Raw genomic sequence first — 26177 nt, 5'->3', positions numbered from 1 at the left:
AGCAAGCCCGCTCCCACATTTGTTTTTGTGTTCCTTCAGGAGAATTTCTTTGCCCTCTCCCATCCCCGTCACCATCCTCAGCGGCTTCCTCGGCGCCGGCAAGACCACCTTGCTGCGCCACCTGCTCAAAGCCGAGCACGGCCTGAAAATCGCGGTGATTGAAAACGAATTCAGCGACGCCGGTATCGACACCCAGCTCTTGGGCGCAGAACCGGTGCAAGTCATGACCCTGTCCAACGGCTGCGTCTGCTGCACCATCCACACCGACCTGACCAAAGCCCTCTACTTGCTGCTCGAACGTCTGGACAGCGGCGAGATCGCGTTTGATCGCTTGGTGATCGAGACGACCGGCCTGGCCGATCCGGCGCCGGTGGCCCAGACGTTTTTCATCGACGAGGAACTGCGCGAGCGCTACATCCTCGACGGCATCATCACCCTGGTGGATGCCGCCCACGCCGAGCACCACCTGACCCAGACCATCGCCCAGGCCCAGATCGGTTTTGCCGACCGCCTGCTGGTCAGCAAGCGCGACCTGGTGGATGACGCCACCTTCGACGCGCTCAGCGAACGCCTTACCCGCATCAACCGCCGTGCGCCGATCCGCGTGGTGGATCATGGCAACATCGACTTGGCGGAACTGCTCGATGTGCGTGGCTTCAACCTCAATGCTGGCATGAGCCTGCGCCCGGTGAGCGCCGCGCCGTCCATCGACCGCATTTCCAGCCTGGTGCTGCGCACTGACCAGCCGCTGGATATCGACCGTCTCAGTGAGTTCATGAACGAACTGTTGGAAGACCACGGCAAGCAACTGCTGCGCTACAAGGGCGTGCTGAACATTGCCGGGGAAGATCGACGCATGGTGTTCCAAGGCGTGCTGAAGCTCTACGGTTTCGATTGGGATACCGAGTGGGCCGAAGGCGAGGCACGCGAGAGTGTGATTGTGTTTATTGCCGATGAATTGCCGGAGCAGAAGATTCGCGACGGCTTTGCAAAGGTCTACCAATCCTGAATTGAAATACGATCAAAATGTGGGAGCGGGCTTGCTCGCGAAAGCGGTGGATCAGTCAGCATATTTGTCACTGATACACCGCTTTCGCGAGCAAGCCCGCTCCCACATTTTTGAACGCATTCCAAACTGAAATTGGCATAAAAAAGCCCGGCTCAAAAGCCGGGCTTCTTATTCAAGCAACTGCAATCAAGCGCCGTATACCGGCAGCTTTTTGCAGATGGCCTTGACCTTTTCACGGACCGCGTCGATCACGGCTTCGTTGTTCAGGTCAGCCAGGATGTCGCAGATCCAGCCGGCCAGTTCCTTGCACTCTGCTTCCTTGAAGCCGCGAGTGGTCACAGCTGGGGTACCGAAGCGCAGGCCGGAGGTGACGAACGGCGAACGTGGGTCGTTGGGTACGGAGTTCTTGTTCACGGTGATGAAGGCTTTGCCCAGGGCAGCGTCAGCATCTTTACCGGAAATGTCCTGCTTGATCAGCGACAGCAGGAACAGGTGGTTTTCAGTACCGCCGGACACCACGTCAAAGCCACGGGCGATAAACACTTCAGCCATGGCCTTGGCGTTCTTCACCACTTGTTGCTGATAAGTCTTGAACTCAGGCTGCAGCGCTTCCTTGAAGCAGATCGCTTTAGCGGCGATCACGTGCTCCAGCGGGCCACCTTGGGCGCCTGGGAATACGGCAGAGTTCAGCTTCTTTTCGATCTCGGCGTTGGCGCGCGCCAGGATCAGGCCGCCACGTGGACCGCGCAGGGTCTTGTGGGTGGTGGTGGTGACCACGTCAGCGTAAGGCACTGGGTTCGGGTAGACGCCCGCGGCGACCAGACCGGCTACGTGAGCCATGTCGACGAACAGGTAGGCGCCGACTTTGTCAGCGATTTCGCGAAAACGTGGGAAGTCGAGGATCTGCGAGTAGGCAGAGAAACCGGCCACGATCATTTTTGGCTTGTGCTCGACCGCCAGGCGCTCGACTTCGTCGTAGTCGATCAGGCCGTTGGCATCGATACCGTATTGAACGGCGTTGTACAGCTTGCCGGAGGACGAAACGCTGGCGCCGTGGGTCAAGTGACCGCCGTGGGCCAGGCTCATGCCCAGAATGGTGTCGCCACCTTGCAGCAGGGCCAGGTACACGGCGCTGTTGGCTTGGGAGCCGGCGTGCGGCTGGACGTTGGCGTAATCAGCGCCGAACAGTTCTTTTGCACGGTCGATGGCCAACTGCTCAACCACGTCGACGTACTCGCAACCACCGTAGTAGCGCTTGCCAGGGTAGCCTTCGGCGTACTTGTTGGTCAGCACCGAACCTTGAGCCTCCATCACCGCAGGGCTGGTGTAGTTTTCCGAAGCGATCAGCTCAATGTGCTCTTCCTGGCGCACGGCTTCTTGCTCCATGGCGGCGAAGAGATCGGCGTCGTACTTGGCAATGGTCAAATCACGGCTGAACATGGCGGTCCTCAAGGATCGGGGGCAGAAAAGGAGGGCATTCTAACCCAGGCGCTTTTAGAAGGGGTATGAAAGGTAATCATGCGATGAAGCGCCGGCTTCAAGTTGCAAGCTGCAAGCCTCAAGTAAAAGCAGATTTGCCCTTGCTTGCCGCTTACAGCTTGAAGCTTGAAGCTTGCCGCTGCCCTCTTCATGGTCGATTGATTAGAGCTGTTAGCTCCAATCAATCGACCATGAAGAGGGCGTCGTTACTGAACTGCGCCTCAAACCGATTCGCCGGCATCGGTCGCCCAAACAGGTAGCCCTGCACTTCATCGCAGCCATGCTCACGCAGGAAGTCCAGTTGCTCATGGGTTTCCACGCCTTCAGCGATCACCGCCAGGTTCAGGCTGTGGGCCATGGCGATAATGGCCCGGGCGATCTGTGCATCCTGCTCGCCTGACGGCAGGCCATCGACAAAGGTGCGGTCGATCTTCAACACGTCGATAGGGAATTGCTTGAGGTAATTGAGCGACGAATAACCCGTGCCGAAGTCGTCCACGGCAATGCTCAGGCCCAGGTTTTTCAGGCTGTCGAGAATATGCATGGCCTCGTTGACTTCGCGCATCAGGATACTTTCGGTCAGCTCCAGCTCCAGGCACGCCGGCGGCAGGCCAGTGTCCTTGAGGATAGTGGCAATGCGCGTGCCCAACTGGCCGTCGGAGAACTGCCGCGCGGAGATGTTCACCGAGACTTTCGGCACGCGCACCTTGTTCTGATGCCAGGTCTTGAGCTGGCGACAGGCTTCGCTGATCACCCAGTCGCCGACGTCCACCACCAGGCCCAACTCTTCCAGCACCGGGATGAAGTCCCCCGGCGGCACCAGCCCGCGACGCGGGTGACGCCAGCGCAGCAGGGCTTCGGCGCCCGTCAGGCGCTTGCCGTCGCCGCTGAACTGCGGCTGGTAATAGAGCACGAATTCGTCCTGTTCCAGGGCGTGGCGCAAATCGCTTTCCAGCTCCAGGCGCTCCAGGGCGCTGGCGTTCATGTCCGACTGGTAGAACTGGAAATTGTTCTTGCCGCGCTCCTTGGCGTGATACATCGCGGTGTCGGCGTTTTTCATCAGTTGGCTCAGCTCGTTACCGTCTTGCGGGCTGAGGGCGATGCCGATACTGGCGGTCACAAAGAATTCTCGTCCTTCTAATACAAAGGGTTTTACCAGGCTGGCGAGGATCTGCTCGGCCACATGGATCGCGCGGTTCAGCGCCATTTCACGGTTGACCCGTGGCTGCAGGAGCAACGTGAACTCGTCGCCACCCATGCGCGCCACGGTGTCGTCTTCGGCCACGCAACCCAGCAGGCGCGTGGCCATTTCCTTGAGCATACGGTCGCCGGCGGCGTGGCCCAGGGAGTCATTGATCGGTTTGAAGCGGTCGAGGTCGAGGAACATCAGCACTACCCACGACTTTTGCCGTTCGGCCGACTGCAACGCGGTGTGCAGGCGATCCTGGAACAGCGTGCGGTTGGGCAGGTGGGTCAGGGCGTCATAGTAGGCCAGGCGGTGGATGCGCTGTTCGCTGGCCTTGCGCTCGCTGATATCACTGAAAAAGCACACGTAGCTGGCCAGGTCGCCCTCATCGTCAAACACGGCAGTGATGCCGACCCACGCCGGGTAATGCTCGCCGTTACGGCGCTTGAGCCACACTTCGCCTTCCCAGGTGCTGTGCTGATGCAGTTGCTTGAGCACGTAGCGCAGGTGGGCTTCCTGCTGTTCGTCGACGGTGAGCATGGCTGGCAATTGATCGAGCACATCGCTGACCGCGTAGCCGCTGACCCGGCTGAACGCCTCGTTGGCCTGCACGATATAACCCGCCGGGTCGGTGATCAGGATCGCCGATGTGGAGTGCTCGAATACCGTGGCCGCCATGCGCAGGTCTTTCTCGGCGCGGCGCTGCTGGCTGATGTCGCGACCCACGCCGAGGATGCCCTCAAAGGCGCCGTGTTCGTCCCACACCAGCACCAGGCGCAACTCAATCGGCACTTTGCGACCGTCGGCGCGCAGGCAATCGAACAGGAACAACTGGGTTTGAATGTCATCACGCAGCTTGTTCAGCGCCTCGGTATCGCCCAGCGCGCGGCTGACCTGCTCCATCAGGCTATAAATGCCGGTCAGTTGCTGCGGGTTGGCAATGATCGACTGCCAGCCGTTCTTGAACACCCAATCCACGTCATAGCCCAGCACGGCATTGACCGACGGGCTGACATAGTTGAGGGCCAATTGGCTGTCGGTGGAGCAGATCACGTCGCTGATGCTTTCGGCCAGCATGCGGTATCGCTGTTCGCTGTCGCGCAGGGATTCACTGGCTTCGATCTGGTCGGTGATGTCCTTGGCCACGCCGATGATCCGGCTGATCTGCGCGGTTTCTTCGCGGGCCAGGGCTTGTTCGCGGATATCGAAACGGCGCCACTGGTTATCGCGATGACGGAAGCGCAGTTGGCAGTGCAACTGCGTGGTGTAGCCGACATTGCGCTGCTGCTGGCGCAAATCGTGGTAATGCTCGCCGTCCTCGGGGTGCAGCAGGATTTCCCAGAAGTACTCGCCCATTTGCTGCAGTTCGGCCTTGTTGTAGCCGAGGGTGTGGCCCAAATGGTGGTTGCTGAAGATCATGCGCTGGCTGATCACATCCTGCACATACAGGTGGTCGGGCACGGTGCGGACCACGTCTGACCAGAAGCTTTCCCGTTCGACCAGCGACAGCTCGATCAGCTTGCGGCTGGTGATATCGCTGATACTGAGGATCACTGCCTTGAAGTCGTCTTGTTGCTCTGGCATGCGCATCACCAGCCACAGGTATTGGTCGTTGCCGGCCACGTCCTTGAGCTGGATTTCCAGCTCCAACTGGTTCTGTTGGGTCAGGACAGCATCGAGTATCTGGTAACCGATGGACGTGGCATTGCGCGGGCAGTCATCGATCAGGCGTCCCCAGGCCTCCTCGCAGGAGCCCACGTTCAACAGGCGCACCGCCACCTGGTTGACCTCGGTGATGCGCAACTCCTTGAGCAGTCGCTGGCGCTCGTCGGGGTTGGCCTGCATCCAGGTGTGCAATTGCTCGCGGGTCTGCAACCCGGTCTTGTCGAAGAAACCGTTCAGGCCCGACAGGTCAAGCACGCACAGGGCCACGCCGGTGCCTTCGAAAATATCTTGGTAGCGCCGCCGGCCTTCATGCACTTGGCGCTGGCGGCGCCGCATGTTCAACAGCACGATCACCGGGATCAGCGAGAACGCCAGGCCCAACAGGCATTTGCCGATAAACGCCGGCAGCAGTTGCTCCAGCACGGCGGTGCGGTCGAATAGCCCACGCAATTGCCAGTCGCTCTTGCTCAGAGGCGTGACCAGTACGCTTTTATTCAGTTCGTCCGGTGTGAGGGCGCTGGCCCACTGGGCCGGCATGCCGCTGTCACGACTGATGACGCGGTGGTTGATGCGATTCTCGATGACCCACATCGGGCGTTGGCCCTGGCTGTCCTGGGGGGTGAGGTTGGCCAGATAGTTGGGTGCCAGGCGCAACGCCCAGTACATCCTTGAACCGCCGCTGGGCTGGTGCAACAACAGATAGATGAGGGTGCCGTCGTCGTTGTTGCTCAGGTAATAGGACTGGGAGTGGCTGCGCTGCACCAGCTCTTCAAGCCAGGCGCCGTCCTGGCTGTCAGTGGCGCTGTCACTGATCATCGCGCCGCTGGGGGCGAGCAGGGCAATGCTGCGTAGCTCCGGCAGCGAGCGCTGCAAGGTGCGCATCAAGGCCTGTTGCTGTTCGCTGTCGCGCGGTGGCTCGACCATCGGTAGTAGGTTCAGAGCGATTTTTGCGCTCAGGGCCATGTTCAGGCTGATCTGTTCTGCCAGGTCGGCACTGTAGTCGATGGTGTATTGCTGCTGGTTCTTCTGGTTTTGCTGCAACTGGTCAAGCAGTTGCCAGAACAATAAGGCGAGCAGCATGAGGACGAGCGTCGCCAATGCGCCTTTGAGGGTGCCGTGCAGGGGCGCTCCCGGCGCTATATGAGCGGCGCGCAGGGGAGTAGGCGGCGTGACTTTGGACAAGCTGTGATCCTGCGGTTTGGCTGGACTGGCGCGCGACATGCACTATAAGCCGGACGCCCGGAGGGCGGCTAGCATGCCCTGACTTGTGGCAAAGTGCCAGCCCCGCCTGGCGGGACACAAGTCAGGCACCTGTGTGGATCAGGTTGTCTGCCAAGCATGAGGGGGGGCTGGAACCTCTGAAGGTATGGGCGGCTAATCTAATAGATAGATTTCGATACGCCCGGCCACTTAGGTTAACCTTGAGGATTCGCAATGCTATGTACAGCGCCATGACGCTACGTAGGCCTGTTCTCACTTTTTCATGAGGTCCACATTTTGGCTCAATACGTCTTCACCATGCATCGGCTGGGCAAAGTTGTCCCTCCGAAGCGGGAAATCCTGAAAAACATTTCGCTGTCCTTTTTCCCTGGCGCCAAGATTGGCGTGCTCGGCCTCAACGGTTCGGGTAAGTCCACGCTGCTGAAAATCATGGCCGGCGTCGACACCGAGTTCGAAGGCGAAGCCCGCCCGATGCCCGATCTGAACATTGGCTACCTGCCGCAAGAACCGATCCTGGACCCGACCAAGACCGTGCGCGAAGTGGTTGAAGAAGCCGTCAGCGTGATCAAAAACGCCCAGGCGCGCCTCGACGAGGTTTACGCCGCGTACGCTGAAGAAGACGCCGACTTCGACAAACTGGCGGCCGAACAAGCCAAGCTCGAAGCCATCCTGCAGGCCAGCGACGGTCACAACCTGGAGCGTCAGCTGGAAGTTGCCGCCGACGCGTTGCGTCTGCCGGCATGGGACGCCAAGGTCGAATTCCTGTCCGGTGGTGAAAAGCGCCGTGTGGCCCTGTGCCGCCTGCTGCTGTCGGCCCCTGACATGCTGCTGCTTGACGAACCGACCAACCACTTGGACGCCGATTCCGTCGCCTGGCTGGAGCATTTCCTTCACGATTTCCCGGGCACCGTGGTTGCGATTACGCACGACCGGTACTTCCTGGACAACGTGGCCGGCTGGATCCTCGAGCTCGACCGTGGCGCCGGTATCCCTCACGAGGGCAACTACTCCGGCTGGCTGGAAGCCAAGTCCGACCGTCTGGCTGCCGAATCCAAGCAACAATCGGCCCATGAAAAAGCCATGAAGGAAGAACTGGAGTGGGTGCGCAAAGGCGCCAAGGCTCGTCAGTCCAAATCCAAAGCACGTCTGCAACGCTTCGAAGAAATGCAATCGCAGGAATTCCAGAAGCGCAGCGAAACCAACGAGATCTACATCCCGGCCGGCCCACGCTTGGGCGACAAGGTCATCGAGTTCAAGAACGTATCCAAAGGTTATGGCGACCGTGTGCTGATCGACAACCTGTCGTTCTCGATGCCAAAAGGTGCGATCGTTGGCGTTATTGGCGGTAACGGTGCGGGTAAATCCACGCTGTTCCGTATGCTGATGGGCAAGGAAGCGCCGGATTCGGGCTCTATCGAAGTCGGTGAAACCGTGCAGCTGGCCTGTGTGGACCAGAGCCGCGAAGACCTCGACGGCAGCAAGACGGTGTTCCAGCAGATTTCCGACGGCTCTGACCAGATCCGCATCGGCAACTATGAAATCCCGTCGCGTACCTACGTGGGTCGTTTCAACTTCAAGGGCGGCGATCAGCAGAAGTTCGTCAAGGACTTGTCCGGCGGTGAGCGCGGTCGCTTGCACTTGGCCCTGACCCTGAAAGAGGGCGGCAACGTCCTGCTGCTCGACGAACCGTCCAACGACCTCGATGTTGAAACCTTGCGTTCCCTGGAAGAAGCGCTGTTGGACTTCCCTGGCGCCGCCATTGTGATCTCTCACGATCGGTGGTTCCTTGACCGCGTCGCGACTCACATCCTGGCGTACGAGGATGACTCCCAGGCGGTGTTCTTCGAAGGTAACTACACCGAGTACGAAGCGGACCGCAAGAAGCGTTTGGGCGATGCTGCTGCCCAGCCGCACCGTGTGCGTCACAAGAAACTGGCCTGATTGGGTCAGTGGTTTGAAAGAGCGGAGCCTTCGGGCTCCGTTTTTTTTTGCGTGCTTTCTGAAAGACCTGGGTGGATTCATTCGCGAGCAAGCCCACACATTCGACCGCATTCCAGCGTTGAAACCGATCAAATGTGTGCGGGCTTGCTCGCGAGTGCGGTTTGGCTGTTGGTGCATGCTCCAAGCCTGAGTCCCTTATTTGGTGCAGATAAACGCGGTTATTTATATCTAATGCACCATTTAAATTCATAAAGGCGACATCTTGCGCTTTTCAGGTGCATGACGAGTTGCTAAGGTCGGGCTCAATCTCATTTAAAAACAATCAATCTGCCGAGACTTTTCATGATCGAATCCGTCGAATCCTTCCTCGCTCGCCTCAAGAAACGCGACCCTGACCAGCCCGAATTCCACCAGGCAGTAGAAGAAGTCCTACGCAGCCTGTGGCCGTTTCTTGAAGCCAACCCTCACTACCTGGCATCGGGCATCCTGGAGCGCATCTGCGAGCCGGAACGCGCCATTACCTTCCGAGTGTCGTGGGTGGATGATCATGGCAAGGTCCAGGTCAATCGCGGTTTTCGTATCCAGATGAACAGCGCCATTGGTCCCTATAAAGGTGGCCTGCGCTTCCACCCTTCGGTGAACCTGGGCGTGCTGAAGTTCCTCGCCTTCGAGCAGACCTTCAAGAACTCGCTGACCTCGCTGCCTATGGGCGGCGGCAAGGGCGGCTCGGACTTTGATCCCAAGGGCAAGAGCGATGCTGAAGTCATGCGCTTCTGCCAATCCTTCATGAGCGAGCTGTATCGCCATATTGGCGCGGACGTGGACGTGCCGGCCGGCGATATCGGCGTGGGCGCCCGTGAAATCGGCTTCCTGTTTGGTCAGTACAAGCGCCTGAGCAACCAATTCACCTCGGTGTTGACCGGCAAGGGCTTGACCTACGGCGGCAGCCTGATTCGCCCGGAAGCCACCGGCTTCGGTTGCGTGTACTTCGCCGAGGAAATGCTCAAGCGCAATAACCAGCGTGTCGAGGGCAAGCGTGTGGCAGTGTCCGGCTCCGGCAACGTGGCGCAATACGCGGCGCGCAAGGTCATGGACCTGGGCGGCAAGGTGATCTCCCTGTCCGATTCCGAAGGCACCCTGTACGCCGAAAGCGGTTTGACCGAAGAACAATGGTCGGCCTTGCTTGAGCTGAAAAACGTGCAACGCGGGCGCATCAGCGAACTGGCCGAGCGTTTTGGCCTGGAGTTCCGCAAAGGCCAGACCCCATGGGAACTGGCTTGCGACATCGCGCTGCCTTGCGCCACTCAGAACGAACTCAATGCCGATGCTGCGCGCACCCTGCTGCGCAACGGCTGCCTCTGCGTGGCCGAAGGCGCCAATATGCCAACCACGTTAGACGCTGTGGATATCTTTATCGAGGCAGGCATTCTCTTCGCACCGGGCAAAGCCTCCAACGCCGGCGGTGTCGCGGTGAGTGGCCTGGAAATGTCGCAGAACGCCATGCGCCTGCTATGGACGGCGGGCGAAGTGGACAGCAAGCTGCACGCCATCATGCAGTCGATCCACCATGCCTGCGTGCATTACGGCGAAGAAAACGGTCGGATCAACTACGTGAAAGGCGCGAATATCGCGGGCTTTGTGAAAGTGGCCGACGCGATGCTGGCCCAAGGCATCGTCTAAGCCTCGGGCTCGATGCGCAGCACCTCGATCAACTGATCGCCGACGGGGCGCTTCCACAGCACCTCGTCGCCGACCTGAGCGCCCAGCAATGCAAGGCCCAGGGGCGAGCCCCAATTGATCAAGCCTGCACCAGCGTCGGCCTGGTCTTCACCGACCAACTGAATACGCTGCTGCTCGTCCTGATCATTGGCGAAGGTCACCCAACTGCCGATCTGCACCTTATCGCTGGAAGTGGCCGATGCGACCACTTGGGCGCTCTGCACCCGTTGGTTGAAGTAACGCAAATCCCGTTCAAGGTCCGCCTGGCGTTGTTTGTCAGCGTGCTCGCCCTTGGCGGATTGTGCGCTGTGTTCCTGCTGCAACTGCGCAACCTTGGCCTGCAACTGCGCTAACCCTTGCGCAGTTAGGCGGTTGGGCTGCTGGCTCACTTGACGCTCCACCGGCGGGTCGGCCTGGTCGGCGGCGTTGTCCTCGTTTACAAAAGCTCGGCTCATGGTGTTCTCCCTCTATGGAGTTTGGGCCATGTTCGCCGTGCATTAGTTTCGATGGATGTCTGAAAGCGACCTATTGCGAGCGATAGGCCCTGGCGGCGTCGCGGTCTTTCTCGTGCTGCCAGGCGCGCTCTCGGTCATCCCAGTGGTTGTCCTTGTAGTTTCGCAACTCTTCGTTTTCACGCATGGCCTTGCACTGGCGAAAGCCATCCTCCCAGCCTTCGGCATATTGCCGATCCTTCAGATAACGCGGCACATTTTTGCGAAACTCCCCGGTAATCACCCCGGCAGCCTGGCGACCGCTGCTGCAGCCATCGTCAAAACCGTCGGCAAAAGCCGGTGGGTACCCCTTGGCCAGCAAATCCTGATGGGTCGTTTGACAACCCGCCAGCCACACCACCGCACACAGCAATAACGCAAACCGCCACATGGCGTACTCCCTGGCCGTTTCACGGCTGATAGGGAGAGTTTAGAAGGGGATTTGTCAGGGCGGTGTGAAAGGGAAGTGAGAAAGGTGTTGGGCGGTGAGCGCGGCACTTGTAGTGAGCGGGCTTGCCCCGCGCGGGGCTGCGAAGCGGCCCTAATTAAGACAACCGCGGTATGACTGGCGGTCCCCTCTGAGTAGTTTTGGGGCCGCTGCGCAGCCCCGCTCACCACACGGTTATCGACGATTTCGGGAGCGTATTCTAACTAACGCTCTGCGGCCTTCAGTCGTAATAACCCACTGTTTTTTTCAACTGATCGGCGTACTCGTAAATTTCATCAATGGATGAAATCGCGTGCCGTGTTTCATTTTTTTCCTCGTCGAATATTCCGAGGTATTTCTGACTGCGATTGAAGTGAAGACGGCAAATCGGCTTGCGATTATTGTCGTCCAGTAATATCCCAAAATAGCTTTGCGTATCTCTTTGAACAATCCGCTTGGCATCGACCACCGATCGAACAACGGCTCGGACGATGTGATAGCCCTCCAGCTCTTCAAGCGTCGTCAGAATTTTATCTTCTGACTCGTCTCTATCCTGCGCATCTGAATTGGCACTGTGCGCGACGGGCATTGATGCCATTGTTGGTTGGATGGCTCCGCTCATCGCTGACTTGAGTCGATCATTGATCTGATCGTTCAAAAACTGAGCTAACGCTTTTCGTGTCAGTTCGAAAAACTGCTCGCGCACTTTCTGTGTGATGACACCTTCGTAAACTCGGGAAGCGAAAAATTTAACGAAGTCGTCTTCCGGTTTGCTGACCTGTAAGCCAATGAGCTTTTTGAGTTGACTGACGTATTTCAACTCTCCAGCGGCATTGATTATTGAGTCAACGTCGAATGCCGACTTGGTGAGTTTGATCAACTCTGGTACGGAGTACTCATCAATGTCTAATAAATCCAATTCTAGAAATGGCTTTTCATCCATTTTATTTGGAGCGTCCAAGTCGGTAAAAAATCTGTAGACCTGGCCGTTTGTGAGGATTGAGATTCTTGCGCTCGTGACATGAAAGTATCGAAAAAGCTGCGATGCATGATTGATGCTCAATGACTCACCGATTTTTTTGCATTCGATCAGTATTTGGACCTCACCCTCTTTCATGATCGCATAGTCGATCTTTTCGCCTTTCTTCGTCCCTACATCACAGACAAATTCAGGCATCACTTCTTGTGGATCAAATACGTCGTAGCCCAACACCGTATTGATAAAGGGCATTACGAAAGCATTTTTTGTCGCTTCTTCTGTTTGAATGGCAGGGCCTTGCAGACGAACCTTCGCTGCCAGGCTGGTGAGTTTTTCAAAAAAATCCATATAAGCCTCTACCTATTCAGATCCGTGGATAGACGTGGTGGCGATTTGATTGCTACCCGAGACTAGACACAAATCCTCATAAAGCGAGGCTTCGTCGAAGCAAGTTTGTGAATGTTAAAAAAAGCTAAAAAATCCTCTGATTATTCTCGTTTGAAAATCAATAGGTTAAATGTGTGTGAAGGATTTCTGTAGAGATGAATATAGTTGGCAATTCTTAACTGGTTTGTACGAGCGCAGCATGCTCAGCCAACTCCTGCTGAATAAACGCCGCAATCATTGACCGATACACCTGCTCAGTGACCTCTGGATTGGCGCCTACTGTCTGCGACAAATCCCGGACTTTGGCGATTACCTGTTCAACTCGCTGGGGAGCCTTTACGTCATCGGCATCTTTTTTGAAGCGCGCTGCCTGGAAGACATAACGACCTCGCTCGGCGAGCAGGGTAACAATTTGCTGGTCGAGTCGGTCGATGTGGGTTCGGACTTCTTCCAGCGTTGTGCAGGTAACGGCCATGTCGTTTGAACTCCTTGAGAGGTCTCTGAATAAACTCGGGCCAAATGTGGGAGGGGCAAGCCCCTCCCACATTTGATCTGTGTTGAGCTTTAGGGGCCGGTTCAGTAGTGATACCACTTCACCTCAAGCATCACTTCGTTGACTGGCGTGGAAAGGTGGCTGTACTCGCGCTGCGCACTCAACCGCAGCCCCAGGTTGCGTGACAGCTCCCACTGCTGGTTCAAGCTGATGCTGCGCCGCACTTCGCCATTGGTGAAGAAATCACCCTTGGCTTCCAAACTCAAATTACCCAGCGGATTCCTCCACAACACCCCGGTATTGAACCCGGCTGCCGGGGAGATGGCTTCGTTGAAGTCGTTGTTATGTTCCACGCGTACGGTGCCAAGGGCGAAGCCGAGCATGTCGTCGCGCAGTTGCCAGGTGCCGCCGGCACCGCCGTTGACGTGGGCGACCAGGGTTTCGTCGTCGTGTTTGCCAGGCACGCGCTCCAGACCGCCGGTGACTTGCCATGACCAGGGTTGCAACAGCGCGTTGCGCGGGGTCAGGGAGCGGATGGTGGCCAGGTCCAGTTGCTGCAGTTGCCAGTGGTTGCCTTCGTACTGGCGCAGTTTCATTTGCAGGATTTCGATTTGCGCGCCGAGGGGGAAGCCTTCGGCGTTGTCGTTGAGGTCGTGGTAGGCCATGCGCAGGCCGTATTCACCAAAGGCTTTGTCGCCACGGGTGCCAATGCCGGCTTGCCATGTGCGCGATTCATGGCCGTTTTCCGGCAGGCCGGGCGGCACGATTTTAAGGTCGGGCGCAGGGTTCTGATTGATCGCGCGCAGCAGTTCGAAGCTGCGCTGGGAACGTACCGTGTCGCGCTCCAAGCCATTGGCGCGGTAGCGGCCCAGGCGGTAAGCGGCGTCGATGATCAGGGCCTGGCGCTCGCGGGGCAGGGCTTTGAAAGCGGGCTCCTGCAATTGTTTCTGGTCTTCGCTGACCTTCAATACCCATTGCTGCTCGTCGCTGTCGAGTGGCTTGGCGCGCTCCAGCAGTTCACGTTCGCGGGAAGGGCGGTAGTCGATCTTTTCTACCAGGCCGGCCTCTTTCACGGCCTTGACCGTGTCGGTCGGGATGGCGGTCAGCGGAAATTGTTCGGTCAGGCGTAGGCCAGGGCGCGCCACTTGCAGCAATTCCAGCAGACGATAGGAGCAGTTTTCGTCAAAGAAGAAGTAGTCGAACTGGATCTGCTTGAGCTCCCACACGTGCTCGACCATGCGTTCGGTCTCGACCTGGGTGAGGTTGAGGCGGTATTCCCACAGGTCGCGGTTCTCCAGGCTACGGTACTCGGAGAGTTTTTCCTGGTAGGGCACCAAGGCGAACAGGCCGGGATAACCCCCCATCAGGCCCTTCCAGGCGTAGAGAATGCTGTTGTCGGAGCCCTCGATATAGGCGCCGAAGTTAATCGCGTAGCTGAGCAGGGCGGTGTTGTTGCTTTGCACGTCGGCCTGGTCGATGCGCAGCAGGGTGTGGCCGAACATCGAGGAGGGGCTGTTGAGGTAGGCCGCCGGGAAGATCATCACCGCGCTATGGGGGGCGACGTCCTTGAACCACTGCTTGAATTCTTTGCAGTCCACGGCAGGCAGGTCAGTCAGCTGCAACTGATCCTTGAGCCAGCGGGTTCGTGCGGGGTACACGCACTGGGCATGTTTTTCACCCAGGCTGGCCGGCGCGTAAAGGGCGTCGACGGTGGCCTTGAGTTCCGCATCCGGGTGATGGGCGCCGTCAGGCGCGAGGAAAAACTTTTTATCGCTGACATAACTGCGCCAGCCGCTGATCTTGCCGGCTTCGTAGTGGCCCAGGGATAACCAGAAGGGGTCATTGGCCAATTGCTGCAAACGTTGATCATCGAGGTGCGGTGCCGCGTGCAGCGGGGCGCAGGCGAAGAGAGCCAGGCAAGCGAGGCGTTTGAGCATGGGGGCTACTTAAGTCGAAATAAAAAAAAGACCCAAGGGGGGGATAGGTCGAAAAAATAAAACCCGCGCCTCGAAAGGCGCGGGCAGGTCGAGCTTAAGCCTGGGTAGCGTATTTCGCCAGACGGGCATCACTTTTCAGTACAGCAATGGTGTTGTTGTGCACGTCATCAGCCGTCACGTCAGCCTTGCTGAAGATTTGCTGGAAGTGCTCGTGAGTCACGGCAGCAAAGTGCTCGCGATCTTCCGGCGCAACACCCAGTACCACAGCGTAGGTAGTCAGCGCTTCGCCGTTACCCTTGGCCATGTCTTCGGACAGCTCGTTCATCATGCCATTCATGGCAATCCAGGACTTGCCGCCATAGCTCAGGGCGCTGTTGGTGCTGCAACCGTTGGTGCCCGAGGTCATGCCGAAGGTGGCGTTACCCGAAGTACCGTTGGTGGTAGAGGCCAGGAAGTGAGCTGGAGTACCGCGCTGGCCTTCAAACAACATGTTGCCCCAACCGCAGTTCGGGCCACCTGGTGCTTCTGCCATTGCATTGAGGGAGACGACGGTGAAGAGAGTACCGAGAAGGATCCGTTTCATAGCTTTGTTCTCTTTGTGTGCAAACCAATGGACAAGGGTTCAGGCACGTCAACGCGCCCTAGGGATCGGTTATTAGTCCAACCCGCGCAGTTTGGAGTTTAGGCACGTTCTAAGGGTTCCGTGTATTTTTATAAAACAATTCGCGATGTCGCACTAATTTTGCGGGGCGCATCCCGCGTCTGTGCTTTCCCTCAAGCGCGCCTTGCCAGAGCGCGTAACCGGGAGCCAGAATGCCGTTATCTGCCCCGCCTGATGTAAGGAAGCCCGATGCCTGATCCTGTTGCTGCCAGCTTGCGTCTAGCGCCCGATGCGCTGACTCGCCCTTTCTCCGCTGAACAGTTCAGCTTCTCGACCACCAATGATCTGGAGCCCTTTCGCGGTGTGCTTGGCCAGGAACGTGCGGTTGAAGCACTGCAGTTCGGTGTGGCCATGCCACGCCCCGGTTACAACGTATTTGTCATGGGCGAGCCCGGCACCGGCCGCTTTTCGTTCGTCAAACGTTACCTGAGGGCCGAAGGTAAACGCCTGCAGACTCCGGCAGATTGGGTTTACGTCAATAATTTCGATGAGCCTCGCGAACCCCGCGCCCTTGAATTGCCAGGCGGCGCTGCGGCGGCGTTCATTGCCGACATCAATGGCTTGGTCGACAACCTGGTTGCCACCTTCCCGGCGGTCTTCGAGCACCCGACGTATCAACAGCGCAAAAGCGCCATCGACCGCGCCTTCAACCAGCGCTACGACAAGGCCCTGGACGTAATCGAACGCCTGGCCCTGGAAAAAGGCGTAGCGCTGTACCGCGACAGCTCCAACATCGCCTTTACCCCGATGCTCGACGGCAAGGCGCTGGACGAGGCCGAGTTCTCGCAGTTGCCGGAAGCCGATCGCGAGCGTTTCCACACGGATATTTCCGAGCTGGAAGAGCGCCTCAACGAAGAGCTGGCCAGCCTGCCGCAGTGGAAGCGTGAGTCCAATAACCAACTGCGCCAGTTCAACGAAGAAACCATCACGCTGGCCCTGCAGCCTTTGCTCGCACCGCTGTCGGAAAAGTACGCGGAAAACGCCGCTGTCTGCGGTTATCTGCAAGCCATGCAGGTGTACCTGCTTAAGACCGTAGTCGAGCAATTGGTGGACGACGCCAAGACCGACGCCCAGGCGCGCAAGCTGCTTGAAGAGCAGTACTGCCCAAGCCTGGTGGTGGGGCATGCGGTCAACGGCGGCGCACCGGTGGTGTTTGAACCGCACCCGACCTACGACAACCTGTTCGGCCGTATCGAATACAGCACCGATCAGGGCGCGCTCTACACCACGTATCGCCAGTTGCGCCCAGGCGCCTTGCACCGCGCCAATGGCGGTTTCCTGATTCTTGAAGCCGAAAAAATGCTCAGCGAGCCGTTTGTCTGGGACGCCCTCAAGCGGTCCTTGCAGTCGCGCAAGCTGAAGATGGAATCGCCGTTGGGCGAGTTGGGCCGCCTGGCGACCGTCACCCTGAACCCGCAGATGATCCCGCTGCAGGTCAAGGTGATCATCATCGGCTCCCGCCAGTTGTACTACGCGTTGCAGGACGCCGATCCGGACTTCCAGGAGATGTTCCGGGTACTGGTGGATTTTGATGAAGACATCCCGATGGTCGATGAGAGCCTGGAGCAGTTCGCCCAGTTGCTCAAAACCCGCACGTCGGAAGAAGGCATGGCGCCGCTGACGTCGGATGCCGTGGCGCGGTTAGCCACCTACAGCGCGCGATTGGCCGAGCACCAAGGGCGCTTGTCGGCGCGCATTGGTGATTTGTTCCAACTGGTCAGCGAAGCGGATTTCATTCGCCACCTGGCGGGCGACGAAATGACCGATGCCGGCCATATCGAGCGCGCACTCAAGGCCAAGGCCACGCGCACCGGGCGCGTGTCGGCACGGATTCTCGACGACATGCTGGCCGGGGTCATCCTGATCGACACCGCCGGCGCCGCCGTAGGCAAGTGCAACGGGCTGACGGTGCTGGAGGTGGGTGACTCGGCGTTCGGCGTGCCGGCGCGGATTTCCGCCACGGTGTACCCGGGCGGCAGCGGCATTGTCGACATCGAGCGTGAGGTTAACCTCGGCCAGCCGATTCACTCCAAGGGCGTGATGATCCTCACCGGTTACCTGGGTAGCCGTTATGCCCAGGAGTTCCCGCTGGCGATCTCGGCCAGCATCGCGCTGGAGCAATCCTACGGCTACGTGGACGGCGACAGTGCGTCCCTGGGCGAGGCGTGCACCTTGATCTCGGCCTTGTCGAAGACGCCGCTCAAACAGTGCTTTGCCATCACCGGTTCGATCAACCAGTTTGGTGAAGTGCAGGCGGTGGGCGGGGTCAACGAGAAGATCGAAGGTTTCTTCCGCCTCTGTGAAGCACGCGGGTTGACCGGCGAGCAAGGCGCGATCATTCCGCAAGCCAACGTCGCCACGCTGATGCTTGATGAGAAGGTGCTGCAGGCTGTGCGCGCCGGGCAGTTCCATATCTATGCCGTGCGCCAGGCGGATGAAGCCTTGAGCCTGCTGGTGGGCGAGGACGCCGGTGAGCCGGATGCGCAAGGGCAGTTCCCGGAAGGCACGGTCAATGCGCGCGTGGTAGAGCGCTTGCGCGCGATTGCCGAGATGATCAGTGAGGACGACTTGAAGGAGGCGGAGAAGGAGTTGGCACAGGAGGCGCTGGCCGAAACCAAACCCACCTGACTTTTTGTCGTGAAGCGGTCAAGTGTGGGAGCTGGCTTACCCGCGATAGCGGTCTACCCGTCAACAGAATGTTGCCTGGACGTCAGTCATCGCAGGCGGGCCAGCTCCCAGATTGACGGTGGTGTATTTGAATAAATCCTGAAGCCGCCATAAATTTGACTGGGTTTGAGGGGCTAGCGCCGTTGGTCCCTACAGCCTTGGTTTGTCGCGGTTTTCTTCTATTCTGTGTTCAAGGGATATCCACAGGAGTCGCTGGATAGAGACAGCCTCGCCCCAGGCGCAGGTTGAACACCGATCTAACGAGGGTCGCCGCCATGCCGCGCAACCTTTGCCTCACCCGTCAGTGCTTTGGCCTGGTTACCCGTATCGAATGCTCCATTCGCCCTCTTGCGGGGGATAACGGCATGTGGACGTTGTTGTTTGCCGCCGGAATGACCGGCGAACAACCCTCCACTATCAAGTCCCAGGGCCCGTTTCACGGCCCCGTCGTGGCGGAAAACATTCTGGAATCCATCGTTGATAGCCTGACCCTGCATGGCTATGAGCAGGCGGGCGATCCGCAGATCTGGAGCCTGCACATGCAGGCCCATCTGCGACAGCTCAAGGGTGATACCCAGCACTGAGTGCTATTTGCTCTCGGGCTTGTCCAGCTTGACTTCAAAGCCGTACTGCACGGTGCTGAGGTCGGTGCGTTGGTAGCTTTCCAGTGACGTCGGCTGGCCGTAGAAATAATGCACATCAAACAGCGCCGTGCCGTATTCCTCGGCGCGGTGGCTCACACCCAGAATTTCCTTGAGGTAGTTGCCGCTGGTGTCCTTGGCGTAGAAGCGCCAGCTGTCGGCAGGGAATTCCTTCTGCTCCACGACCAGCGCGTTGTCCTTGAGCGACAGCCCTTTGGGTAGCTTGGCTACCTCAATGTCGGTTTTTTCAATGGTCGCCAAGAGCAGTGGAATCGAGCCCACCACAAAGGCCGGGTTTTCCGGGAACAGGTTGAGGTCATAGGTGAGGGTGCCGCGCGCCGGGTTCAGTTCGAAGGCCTCAGTCGGCAATTCGATAGGCTCCCCCCGTTCGCCCTTTTCGTCGGCGGTAAAGAAGGTCACCGGCGATTCGCTGCTGTTGCGCTCACTGCCCACCAGGTCGTCATTAAAGGTGAACGGGTGGTCAAACACGATGTGTGCGGCGCTGGCGTCCTCGACCGACTGGCTGATGGTGACGCTTTTTTTCAGCTGGTCTTCGGTCATGCTCGCGTCTTTGAGCCAGCTGGCGGCGCTGTCGTCGTACACGGTAACCGGCATCGGCAAGGCCTCTACGGTTTGCTGCAGGCTGTTCTTGTCAAAACGCAGCACGGGCAGGTCGAGGTCTTTGCGGGTAAGCGTAGCGGTGGAGAAATCCAGCACGTTGACCTGCAGGCTGTCGATCAAACCGTTGAAATACACCTTGGCGTAATGGCTGCCCTGCTTGTGTTCGAAGGCTTTTTGCTGATCGGTGAGCTGTTTTTCAAACGCGTCCGACCAGACTTTCTGCTTTTGCATCTCGGCCAGTTGCTTCTCGTAGAACGCCACCTGTGCGCTGCTTTCGTTGATCGAGCCCGAGCGTGTGAGGAATTGCCCAGTGCTGTCCCGTGCCTGTACCAGCAGCGGGTTGGGCGACTCGTCACCCACTTCCGGTGCCAGTGGTTGGCTGTTGGTCAGCTCGATCTCGGCGTAGTTTTTCTCCAGGAGCAGCAGGTTGAGGGTGATATTGCCTTCCGTACGCTTGTGGCCGACGTCCTTTTTCGACAAATCAAACGTCAACACCTTGCCCGGCGCGACCACTTCAACGGTGCCCTTTAGGTTGACGGGTTGCGGCTGGCTCTTGTTGTCGGTTTCGATGCCGTCGATAAACGGGTAGGTCACCGTCAAATCGTCGGGGTTGGTCAGGTTGGAACTGCTGGGGCTCAGTTGGATGCCCGGATCGGTTTCCGACCATTCCGGCTGAAAGGAGATGACCTTGTTGTTGCTCAAGGTGACGGACCGCCATTCCAGGCTATGGGGAAACGGGAATGGGTTCGGGATACTGAAATTAAACGGGAAGACCGGCTGCAAGTCCGTCAAATAGTCGGAGTGTGAGGTTTTACGCAGCACGAACAGGCCATTGATGTAGGTGTCCACCAGCGCCTGGGGCGTGGGGTAGTGCCTGAGCAGGGCCAGGCTGTCTTCGCCGTATTCGGCTTCGATGGGCTTGGTGGCAAGCTTGACCCGTGCCCGTTCCAGAAACAGCAGCGAACCGCCAAGTTCGGCAACGGCTTCGCGCAGCTTGGGGTCCTGGATGCTGTCGAGGGAGTGTTCGAATTGTGCGGTTTTCTCTTCGAGGGTGGCCTGCTTCTGCTCGTCGCTGGGCGAGCAGCCGCCGGCCAGCAGCAATGCCGCGCACAGGCCGAGATTGGCCAAAGGGGATCGCACATCCATCATCTGAGTTTTCCTGTCCGACGTCATCGAGCCGATTTTTATTGGGCTCGACACTAGCAGAAAAATTCTCTTACAGATGCCGCCCAGCTCAGTTTTCTCGTGGTTACAGGTGTTTTGGAACCGCTGGTATACTCGCCACCATTTTTAGCCAAGCTGTGTGAGATCCCATGGAACGCTTTATCGAAAATACTATGTACGCCTCACGCTGGCTGTTGGCGCCCATCTACCTGGGGTTGTCCCTGGGCTTGCTGATCCTGGCGCTGAAGTTCTTCCAGGAAATCATTCACGTCATTCCCACTGTTTTTACCATGCTGGAATCCGAGGTGATCCTGCTGCTGTTGTCGTTGATCGACATGGCGCTGGTCGGTGGCTTGCTGGTGATGGTGATGATTTCCGGCTACGAGAACTTCGTCTCGCAACTGGATATCGATGAAAACAAAGAAAAGCTCAACTGGCTCGGCACCATGGACTCTTCGTCGCTGAAGATGAAAGTCGCGGCCTCGATCGTGGCGATCTCGTCCATCCACCTGCTGCGCATCTTCATGGACGCCAAGAACGTCGATCCGGAGCATTTGATGTGGTACGTGATCATCCACATGACCTTTGTGGTGTCGGCGTTCGCCATGGGCTACCTGGACAAACTCACCAAGCACTGATGTTTGCGCCAGCCTTACTGCTCCACAAAATAGTAAGGCTGGCGATTGATCGACATCTCCTTGGCTACCCTCACTGGCGTGCTCAAACCGTTGGTGTGGTCCAGCAACGCAACGTTGCCGGGCTTGGCGGCGAGGTAATCGTGCAACTCGGCCTCGGTTTGCAGGATGGGCAGGTAGCCCCGCAGATAGAACACGCTGGCCCCGGCGATGCGTTCATTGGGCTGAAACAGCACAACTTCTTTGCCTTCGTCTTTGAGCGCCTGGATCTGGCTGATCACCGGCACGAACGATTGGCGCACGTCGGCCTTGGGCGCGAACCAGAAGGCGGCTGCCAGGTAGCAGGCCACGACCAGGGTGAAAGCGCTGCTGACGACTGTTCTATGGTGTTTATACAGCGCGGGCTTGTGGTCTTTCAGCCAGCCCAGCAGCACCCGCGCATATTCCGCCGCCAACACGGCGGCGGCCGGCGTCAGTGCCATCAGGTACACCGTGCGCTTGCTGGACGCCAGTGTCAGCAGGGTGAACTGCGCCACCAGCCAGACACTGAAAAACAGCCGGTAGCGGTTGCGCACCAGGCTTTTACGCAAATGCCACAGGCCCAGGTACACCAGGATATTCCAGGGCAGGAACGCCTCGGGCAGCTTGGCGATGTAGTAGTAGAACGGCTCGTAATGCCCAGCCTCGACAAACGAGCCGCTGAAGCGCCCGACGCTGTTGGTCAACAGCACTTCGGCCACCGCTTGCATACCACCGCGTTGGAACAGGAACCCCAACCAGATCACCAGCGGCACAAGCGCCAACAAGGTAAACAGCGCCGGCTTGAGCCAGTCGCCGATGCGCAGGCGCTTGTCCATCAGGCTGGTGCTGGCCAGGTACACAAAAATCACAATGCCCGGCATCGCCAGGCCCAGCACGCCTTTGCTTAGCGTGGCGATCACCATGCCAGCGGTAAACAGTGCCCAAGCGGCTGTGCTTGAACCTTGGCGCTCGGGCCGCACGGCTTGGTAAAACGCCAGCAGCGCAGTGGTCACGCCCAGGCTGAGCAGCGAGTCTTCCCCCACGCCGCGCACATTGCTCCAGTAACTGGCCATGGTCGCCAGGATCAATGCCGCGCTGAACGCCAGCGTCTGCGGCCGGCCGAACCTGCGCAGCATGGCGTAGAGCAGCATCACGCTGAACAACCCGGCAAATGCCGAGGCCAGGCGCACGGCCCAGGTGGTGCCGCCAAACAGGCGAATGGCCCCGGCATTGATCCACAGGCTCAGGGGCGGTTTTTCCAGGAAGGGCTCACGAAACAACTGGGGCACCACCCAGTTATTGTCCAGGTGCATGGCCATGGCGATCCCGGCGACGCGGGCTTCGGTGGAGCCTTGCAGCTCGTGGTTGCCCAGGGCAAAGAAGAACAACAGGCCTGCGAGCAGGAGCAGCAGGGGAGCGGGACGTGTCATGGGTTGTGGCTACCGAGGCGGGGGACCGCTCGGGGGAGCGGCCATTGCTATCGGTTAGTATCTGTCAGTGTTTCTGAACGTTTCGTGAACAGATGGGAGAATAGTGAGGGGCGCCTATTGGGCGGTATAGGAAGTCACAGGCGCGTGGTGTCTATTACAACAATTCCCAACGGCCCACTACGTTTTTCCACCCTTACCCAACCCTGTTCACCGTAGTAGCTGGTACGGCAAATTTTAATCTGTTTGTTCACTTCCGTATCGAATACTCGGATGCCTGCGCAATTATGCCTGCCTCCCGCTGCATATTCGTACGAAGTCACATAGCTGCTGAATACCGTGCTCGTAAGCAGAATAACCACCGATAGCAGCGCATCCATCACCAGGCCACTGGCGATGAGCAAGCCGAAAAAGACTTTTAATCGATCCAGCGGTTTTTTGCGCAGGAACCTGGAGTTACTGGTATGCCACCCCCACACCATCAAGATGATTGCCAGCGCTGGCGATGAGATCAGGGCGATCTTTTCAGCTACCGGGTTGAAATGTGCAGACGGCCAGATAATGAATATCCAGACCAGAATCAGCGCGGTGAAGAGTAGCAGGCCAATGGTGGTTGGTATCAGGTAGGCATAGGAGTTTTTGTTCAATGCGACGTTCGTCCTTGTAGTCAGAGCCTGCCGCTGGTGTCTCTCGGAGACAGGGCAGTAGTGCATCATTGAATTGTAATGGATGTACCCCTTGGGTGGTGCGCTGAGAGCGTGAGCCGGGGAAATGAGACGATGGCAAATCGCAGACAAAGAAAAGCCCGCGATGGGGAAAAGCGGGCTTGAAAGGGATATTCACAAGGAGCTGGGATTACCATAGACGCTCAAGTGTGAAAGGGGTGTGAAAGCCTGAGCTCAGTATGAAGTGGTGATTGCCAGGGTGAGTTGTTGGACCGTTATCCGCGGCGTCAGCCTGCACGCGACTCGGCTTTTTTGATTGGCTACTGAGGTTGCGTCGGGAACGGTTGCGCGTCAGCGGTGGAGGCCAGCGTGACGAGCACACGCTCAATGAGTAATCCGCCCAGCACCACTAGTTGCTGGCTACCCAAGAGTTTTTGACGGGTTAATCCGTCGAGTTCGAAGGCCAGGTCTGTGATGATTGCGTCCAGCGATGCAAGGGTTTCGCTGGCTTGGATCAGCAGTGTTTCGGGATCGATGTTTGGCGCGATGGTGAAGAGAGTCGCTGGAGGATTGGGCGTGATTTTTTTCATGGCTGAATCTCCTTGATTAATGGAGTCGCCAGACATCGCTGCTAAACGAAAAGGGTGGCGACCGTACGCGGGTTAGCAGACCAGGAATCAAGGAACCCAGCGCACCCGAAAGTGCCCCACGCACAGCCGCCATAATGCGAACCAGCGGATGCTGAAAGCATCGCTTGAACGGATGGTGGCTTTGCAGGCCTTGATATTAACCGAGCTGCTAAACCCGGTCGCTGATTTTGCAGCGACGTGGAGAGGTTAGCCGAGTGTGGGGAGTGGAACCAGTTCACCCAGGGCGCGACATCTTGAAGGAAAAATCCGAGGCGAGGTTTGGCGGTGATTTCCGAACCCCAGAAACAACAAAACCCGCAGTAGGCGGGTTTTGTCGATGCGCCGGGGTAATTTGAATTCGCTCAGTAAGTTATTGATTTATGAAATCAATGGCGGCTATTTTTTTTAGTTGGAATACCAATTGGAATACCACGCAAATGTCATTCAACTTGACCATTCGGTTTGCGTCAGAGTGGAGCAACACGCGTTATGACTATGATTGGGTGGGCTGCCCATACCGTGCCGGTGGCGACAGGCAGAAATCGGCCGATTCAAGTAAAGGGGCGTTACGATGAGCGTCCTACGGACGTGGGAACGAAATAGATACCGCAAAGAAGTCTCTACCGCGTTATGGCCCAACCCACTCGGCCCGTTCTGGGGGGGTGTGCAAATCAGTTTCGATACCCCATGATGATGGTAGCAAAGAGACAGCTTTAAAATTTCTCACGGTTTTGTACTGAGACTTCTGGCCGGAGGGCCGCATGGACGCGAACACTACTTCTCCATTGGGCAATTACCACGACCCCCTTCAAGTGCCTGAACAGTTCGTAGTCCTTCCTCCTGAAGTGAGCAACGACTGGACCATGAGCATAAGCACCTATCAAAAAATCGCTAAGACGACGGACAAACTCCCGGATACGGGCTTGGAGCTTACGATCCTAGGCTTGTTCGGCGAGGTAGGTAGTCTGCTGAGCGCACTTAAAAAACGACAGCGTGATCGGGCGGCGTTCAAAAGGTACAACGCCATCATTCTCGAGGAGCTTGGCGATGTGCTTTGGTACTTTTCAAACCTCGCATCCCGTGCTCAACTCGATTTATCCACGCTATCTCAACGAGTCTTCCGAGAAATCGAAGACTGGGACATCGTTGAGCCTTCGGAGCCAAACCTTGTATTTGGTGATATGCAGAGCCGGGTTGAGAAGCCTGTCTCGGAGGAGGATTTTAGCGCCCAAGTTCTAACGCTCGCGGGATGCGTAGGCGACCTGCTAAACGATTTCAAGAACGACACGTTCACCAGAAATCGGGACAAGCTTTCGGCGCATCTGGTGGACATTTTCCGAGCACTGGTTGCTGCTGCAGATTCTGCCGGGGTGGATATGGATGCGGCCGCCCTTGGGAACCTCAAAAAAACGTTCAGCCGCTGGCCTGGGGAGATTACCTATCCCCCAAGAATTGATGCGGAGATGCCAAAAAATGAAAGGCTGCCTTCGCATTTAGAGTTTTTCATCGCCGAAGAGAACATTGGCGGTAAGCAGTACGTCATTCAAAAGTGCAACAAGATCATCATTGGCGATCGCCTTACCGACAACAAAATGGAGCGTGATGACTATCGTTTTCACGATGTTTTCCATATCGCATTCGCCGTGCATCTAGGCTGGTCGCCTGTCCTAAGAGCTCTTCTTCACCTCAAGCGCAAAAGTGTTCCTGACGTAGACGAAAACCAAGACGGCGCTAGGGCCATCCTCATAGAAGAAGGCGTGGCCACGTTCATTTTTGGCCGCGGTCTTGAGTGCGATCTGTTTGAGAATGTCGATCACATCGACTACGACCTGTTGAAATCGATTCAAGAGTTCGTAAGGGGTTACGAAGTCGAACGATGCGCCTTGTGGCAATGGGAGAAAGCGATCTTGGAAGGGTTTGATATTTTCCGGAAGCTCTCTAGCTCCCGGAAAGGGTACATCACCGCCGACTTCGACAATCACACGATCAGCTTTCGCGAGGGTGACGACGAATAGTGAAAGTCGTCAGGTGGGCTGATTGAGCGGCATTACGGCATGCCGGTCCCGAGTCGTCGGCTGAGAACCAAACTCTGGCCCCGACCACCGATCATTG

Annotated in this window: 19 protein-coding genes; 7 read left to right on the top strand and 12 right to left on the bottom strand. The window is 57.7% G+C overall.

Features of this window, described 5'->3' with window-relative positions:
• The first annotated feature begins 49 nt into the window (after positions 1-49).
• Positions 50-1009: a GTPase gene (gene yjiA / locus AACY36_RS14430; RefSeq protein WP_339416814.1), complete on the top strand. Its 960-nt coding sequence runs from the start codon at positions 50-52 to the stop codon at positions 1007-1009.
• Between the two features lie 186 nt (positions 1010-1195).
• Here yjiA and glyA read toward each other — a convergent pair whose 3' ends face one another.
• Both glyA and AACY36_RS14420 read right to left on the bottom strand, forming a co-directional pair.
• Positions 1196-2449 (bottom strand): serine hydroxymethyltransferase, encoded by a 1254-nt coding sequence (gene glyA / locus AACY36_RS14425; protein WP_049711455.1) that lies wholly within the window; start codon positions 2447-2449, stop codon positions 1196-1198.
• 220 nt (positions 2450-2669) lie between these two features.
• Positions 2670-6521 carry a sensor domain-containing protein gene (locus AACY36_RS14420; RefSeq protein ID WP_339416813.1) on the bottom strand — a complete coding sequence of 1284 codons (3852 nt, stop codon included), beginning with the start codon at positions 6519-6521 and terminating at the stop codon, positions 2670-2672.
• Between the two features lie 315 nt (positions 6522-6836).
• Here AACY36_RS14420 and ettA point away from each other — a divergent pair, with 315 nt between their 5' ends.
• Positions 6837-8501: an energy-dependent translational throttle protein EttA gene (gene ettA, locus AACY36_RS14415; protein WP_339497264.1), complete on the top strand. Its 1665-nt coding sequence runs from the start codon at positions 6837-6839 to the stop codon at positions 8499-8501.
• A 342-nt stretch (positions 8502-8843) separates the two neighbouring features.
• Positions 8844-10181, top strand: coding sequence for an NADP-specific glutamate dehydrogenase (gene gdhA / locus AACY36_RS14410; RefSeq protein WP_339416809.1), 1338 nt, complete (start codon positions 8844-8846; stop codon positions 10179-10181).
• Here gdhA and AACY36_RS14405 read toward each other — a convergent pair.
• The 6 genes from AACY36_RS14405 to AACY36_RS14380 all read right to left on the bottom strand — a co-directional run bounded on the left by AACY36_RS14405 (position 10178) and on the right by AACY36_RS14380 (position 15517).
• Complete coding sequence (locus AACY36_RS14405) at positions 10178-10675, bottom strand: GreA/GreB family elongation factor (protein ID WP_339416808.1); 498 nt, start codon at positions 10673-10675, stop codon at positions 10178-10180. The two genes, gdhA and AACY36_RS14405, sit on opposite strands and share 4 nt — an antisense overlap.
• 70 nt (positions 10676-10745) lie before the next feature.
• Positions 10746-11102, bottom strand: a complete 357-nt coding sequence (locus AACY36_RS14400; RefSeq protein ID WP_339416807.1) for a hypothetical protein — start codon at positions 11100-11102, stop codon at positions 10746-10748.
• Between the two features lie 277 nt (positions 11103-11379).
• On the bottom strand, positions 11380-12465 hold the full coding sequence (locus tag AACY36_RS14395) for a type I restriction endonuclease (protein ID WP_339416806.1): 1086 nt from the start codon (positions 12463-12465) through the stop codon (positions 11380-11382).
• 214 nt (positions 12466-12679) lie between these two features.
• Complete coding sequence (locus AACY36_RS14390; protein ID WP_339416805.1) at positions 12680-12979, bottom strand: chorismate mutase; 300 nt, start codon at positions 12977-12979, stop codon at positions 12680-12682.
• Positions 12980-13080: 101 nt separating this feature from the next.
• Complete coding sequence (locus AACY36_RS14385; protein ID WP_339416804.1) at positions 13081-14934, bottom strand: Lnb N-terminal periplasmic domain-containing protein; 1854 nt, start codon at positions 14932-14934, stop codon at positions 13081-13083.
• Between the two features lie 94 nt (positions 14935-15028).
• Complete coding sequence (locus AACY36_RS14380; RefSeq protein ID WP_010206666.1) at positions 15029-15517, bottom strand: DUF3015 domain-containing protein; 489 nt, start codon at positions 15515-15517, stop codon at positions 15029-15031.
• A gap of 267 nt (positions 15518-15784) precedes the next feature.
• On the opposite strand from AACY36_RS14380, the gene AACY36_RS14375 reads away from it, so the two are divergent.
• Both AACY36_RS14375 and AACY36_RS14370 read left to right on the top strand, forming a co-directional pair.
• Entirely contained in the window at positions 15785-18223 is a 2439-nt protein-coding gene (locus AACY36_RS14375; protein WP_339416803.1) for a Lon protease family protein, read from the top strand.
• 314 nt (positions 18224-18537) lie between these two features.
• Positions 18538-18846: a PA4575 family protein gene (locus AACY36_RS14370; protein WP_339416802.1), complete on the top strand. Its 309-nt coding sequence runs from the start codon at positions 18538-18540 to the stop codon at positions 18844-18846.
• Positions 18847-18849: 3 nt separating this feature from the next.
• On the opposite strand, the gene AACY36_RS14365 is transcribed toward AACY36_RS14370, so the two are convergent.
• Complete coding sequence (locus tag AACY36_RS14365) at positions 18850-20673, bottom strand: hypothetical protein (RefSeq protein WP_339416801.1); 1824 nt, start codon at positions 20671-20673, stop codon at positions 18850-18852.
• Positions 20674-20837: 164 nt separating this feature from the next.
• Here AACY36_RS14365 and AACY36_RS14360 point away from each other — a divergent pair, with 164 nt between their 5' ends.
• Positions 20838-21326 carry a TIGR00645 family protein gene (locus AACY36_RS14360; RefSeq protein WP_049711466.1) on the top strand — a complete coding sequence of 163 codons (489 nt, stop codon included), beginning with the start codon at positions 20838-20840 and terminating at the stop codon, positions 21324-21326.
• Positions 21327-21340: 14 nt separating this feature from the next.
• Here the strand turns inward: AACY36_RS14360 and AACY36_RS14355 are convergent, their stop codons facing one another.
• The 3 genes from AACY36_RS14355 to AACY36_RS14345 form a co-directional block, all read right to left on the bottom strand.
• The gene (locus AACY36_RS14355; protein ID WP_339416796.1) at positions 21341-22774 is read right to left on the bottom strand and encodes an ArnT family glycosyltransferase; all 1434 of its coding nucleotides are present in this window, start codon (positions 22772-22774) and stop codon (positions 21341-21343) included.
• Positions 22775-22908: 134 nt separating this feature from the next.
• A complete protein-coding gene (locus AACY36_RS14350) occupies positions 22909-23418 on the bottom strand; it encodes a hypothetical protein (protein WP_339416794.1) in 510 nt (169 codons plus the stop codon).
• 338 nt (positions 23419-23756) lie between these two features.
• Positions 23757-24026: a DUF6124 family protein gene (locus AACY36_RS14345; RefSeq protein WP_339456793.1), complete on the bottom strand. Its 270-nt coding sequence runs from the start codon at positions 24024-24026 to the stop codon at positions 23757-23759.
• A gap of 800 nt (positions 24027-24826) precedes the next feature.
• Between AACY36_RS14345 and AACY36_RS14340 the strand changes: the two genes are divergently transcribed.
• Positions 24827-26080: a nucleoside triphosphate pyrophosphohydrolase family protein gene (locus tag AACY36_RS14340; RefSeq protein ID WP_339497263.1), complete on the top strand. Its 1254-nt coding sequence runs from the start codon at positions 24827-24829 to the stop codon at positions 26078-26080.
• The last annotated feature ends 97 nt before the right edge of the window (positions 26081-26177 follow it).

Source organism: Pseudomonas sp. EA_15y_Pfl1_P101, assembly GCF_963970835.1.
Classification (GTDB): domain Bacteria; phylum Pseudomonadota; class Gammaproteobacteria; order Pseudomonadales; family Pseudomonadaceae; genus Aquipseudomonas; species Aquipseudomonas tritici.
Note: the sequence above shows the minus strand (reverse complement) of the source record. Positions and strands in the feature narration are given on the sequence as shown.

What these genes read in the sequence shown, in the direction of transcription:
- AACY36_RS14340 (WP_339497263.1), top strand. Translation starts at nt 24,827, where the DNA reads ATGGACGCGAACACTACTTCTCCATTGGGCAATTACCACGACCCCCTT.
- AACY36_RS14390 (WP_339416805.1), bottom strand. Translation starts at nt 12,979, where the DNA reads ATGGCCGTTACCTGCACAACGCTGGAAGAAGTCCGAACCCACATCGAC.
- AACY36_RS14400 (WP_339416807.1), bottom strand. Translation starts at nt 11,102, where the DNA reads ATGTGGCGGTTTGCGTTATTGCTGTGTGCGGTGGTGTGGCTGGCGGGT.
- AACY36_RS14405 (WP_339416808.1), bottom strand. Translation starts at nt 10,675, where the DNA reads ATGAGCCGAGCTTTTGTAAACGAGGACAACGCCGCCGACCAGGCCGAC.
- glyA (WP_049711455.1), bottom strand. Translation starts at nt 2,449, where the DNA reads ATGTTCAGCCGTGATTTGACCATTGCCAAGTACGACGCCGATCTCTTC.
- AACY36_RS14380 (WP_010206666.1), bottom strand. Translation starts at nt 15,517, where the DNA reads ATGAAACGGATCCTTCTCGGTACTCTCTTCACCGTCGTCTCCCTCAAT.
- AACY36_RS14395 (WP_339416806.1), bottom strand. Translation starts at nt 12,465, where the DNA reads ATGGATTTTTTTGAAAAACTCACCAGCCTGGCAGCGAAGGTTCGTCTG.
- AACY36_RS14370 (WP_339416802.1), top strand. Translation starts at nt 18,538, where the DNA reads ATGCCGCGCAACCTTTGCCTCACCCGTCAGTGCTTTGGCCTGGTTACC.
- AACY36_RS14375 (WP_339416803.1), top strand. Translation starts at nt 15,785, where the DNA reads ATGCCTGATCCTGTTGCTGCCAGCTTGCGTCTAGCGCCCGATGCGCTG.
- AACY36_RS14365 (WP_339416801.1), bottom strand. Translation starts at nt 20,673, where the DNA reads ATGATGGATGTGCGATCCCCTTTGGCCAATCTCGGCCTGTGCGCGGCA.
- AACY36_RS14355 (WP_339416796.1), bottom strand. Translation starts at nt 22,774, where the DNA reads ATGACACGTCCCGCTCCCCTGCTGCTCCTGCTCGCAGGCCTGTTGTTC.
- AACY36_RS14385 (WP_339416804.1), bottom strand. Translation starts at nt 14,934, where the DNA reads ATGCTCAAACGCCTCGCTTGCCTGGCTCTCTTCGCCTGCGCCCCGCTG.
- AACY36_RS14360 (WP_049711466.1), top strand. Translation starts at nt 20,838, where the DNA reads ATGGAACGCTTTATCGAAAATACTATGTACGCCTCACGCTGGCTGTTG.
- AACY36_RS14345 (WP_339456793.1), bottom strand. Translation starts at nt 24,026, where the DNA reads ATGAAAAAAATCACGCCCAATCCTCCAGCGACTCTCTTCACCATCGCG.
- gdhA (WP_339416809.1), top strand. Translation starts at nt 8,844, where the DNA reads ATGATCGAATCCGTCGAATCCTTCCTCGCTCGCCTCAAGAAACGCGAC.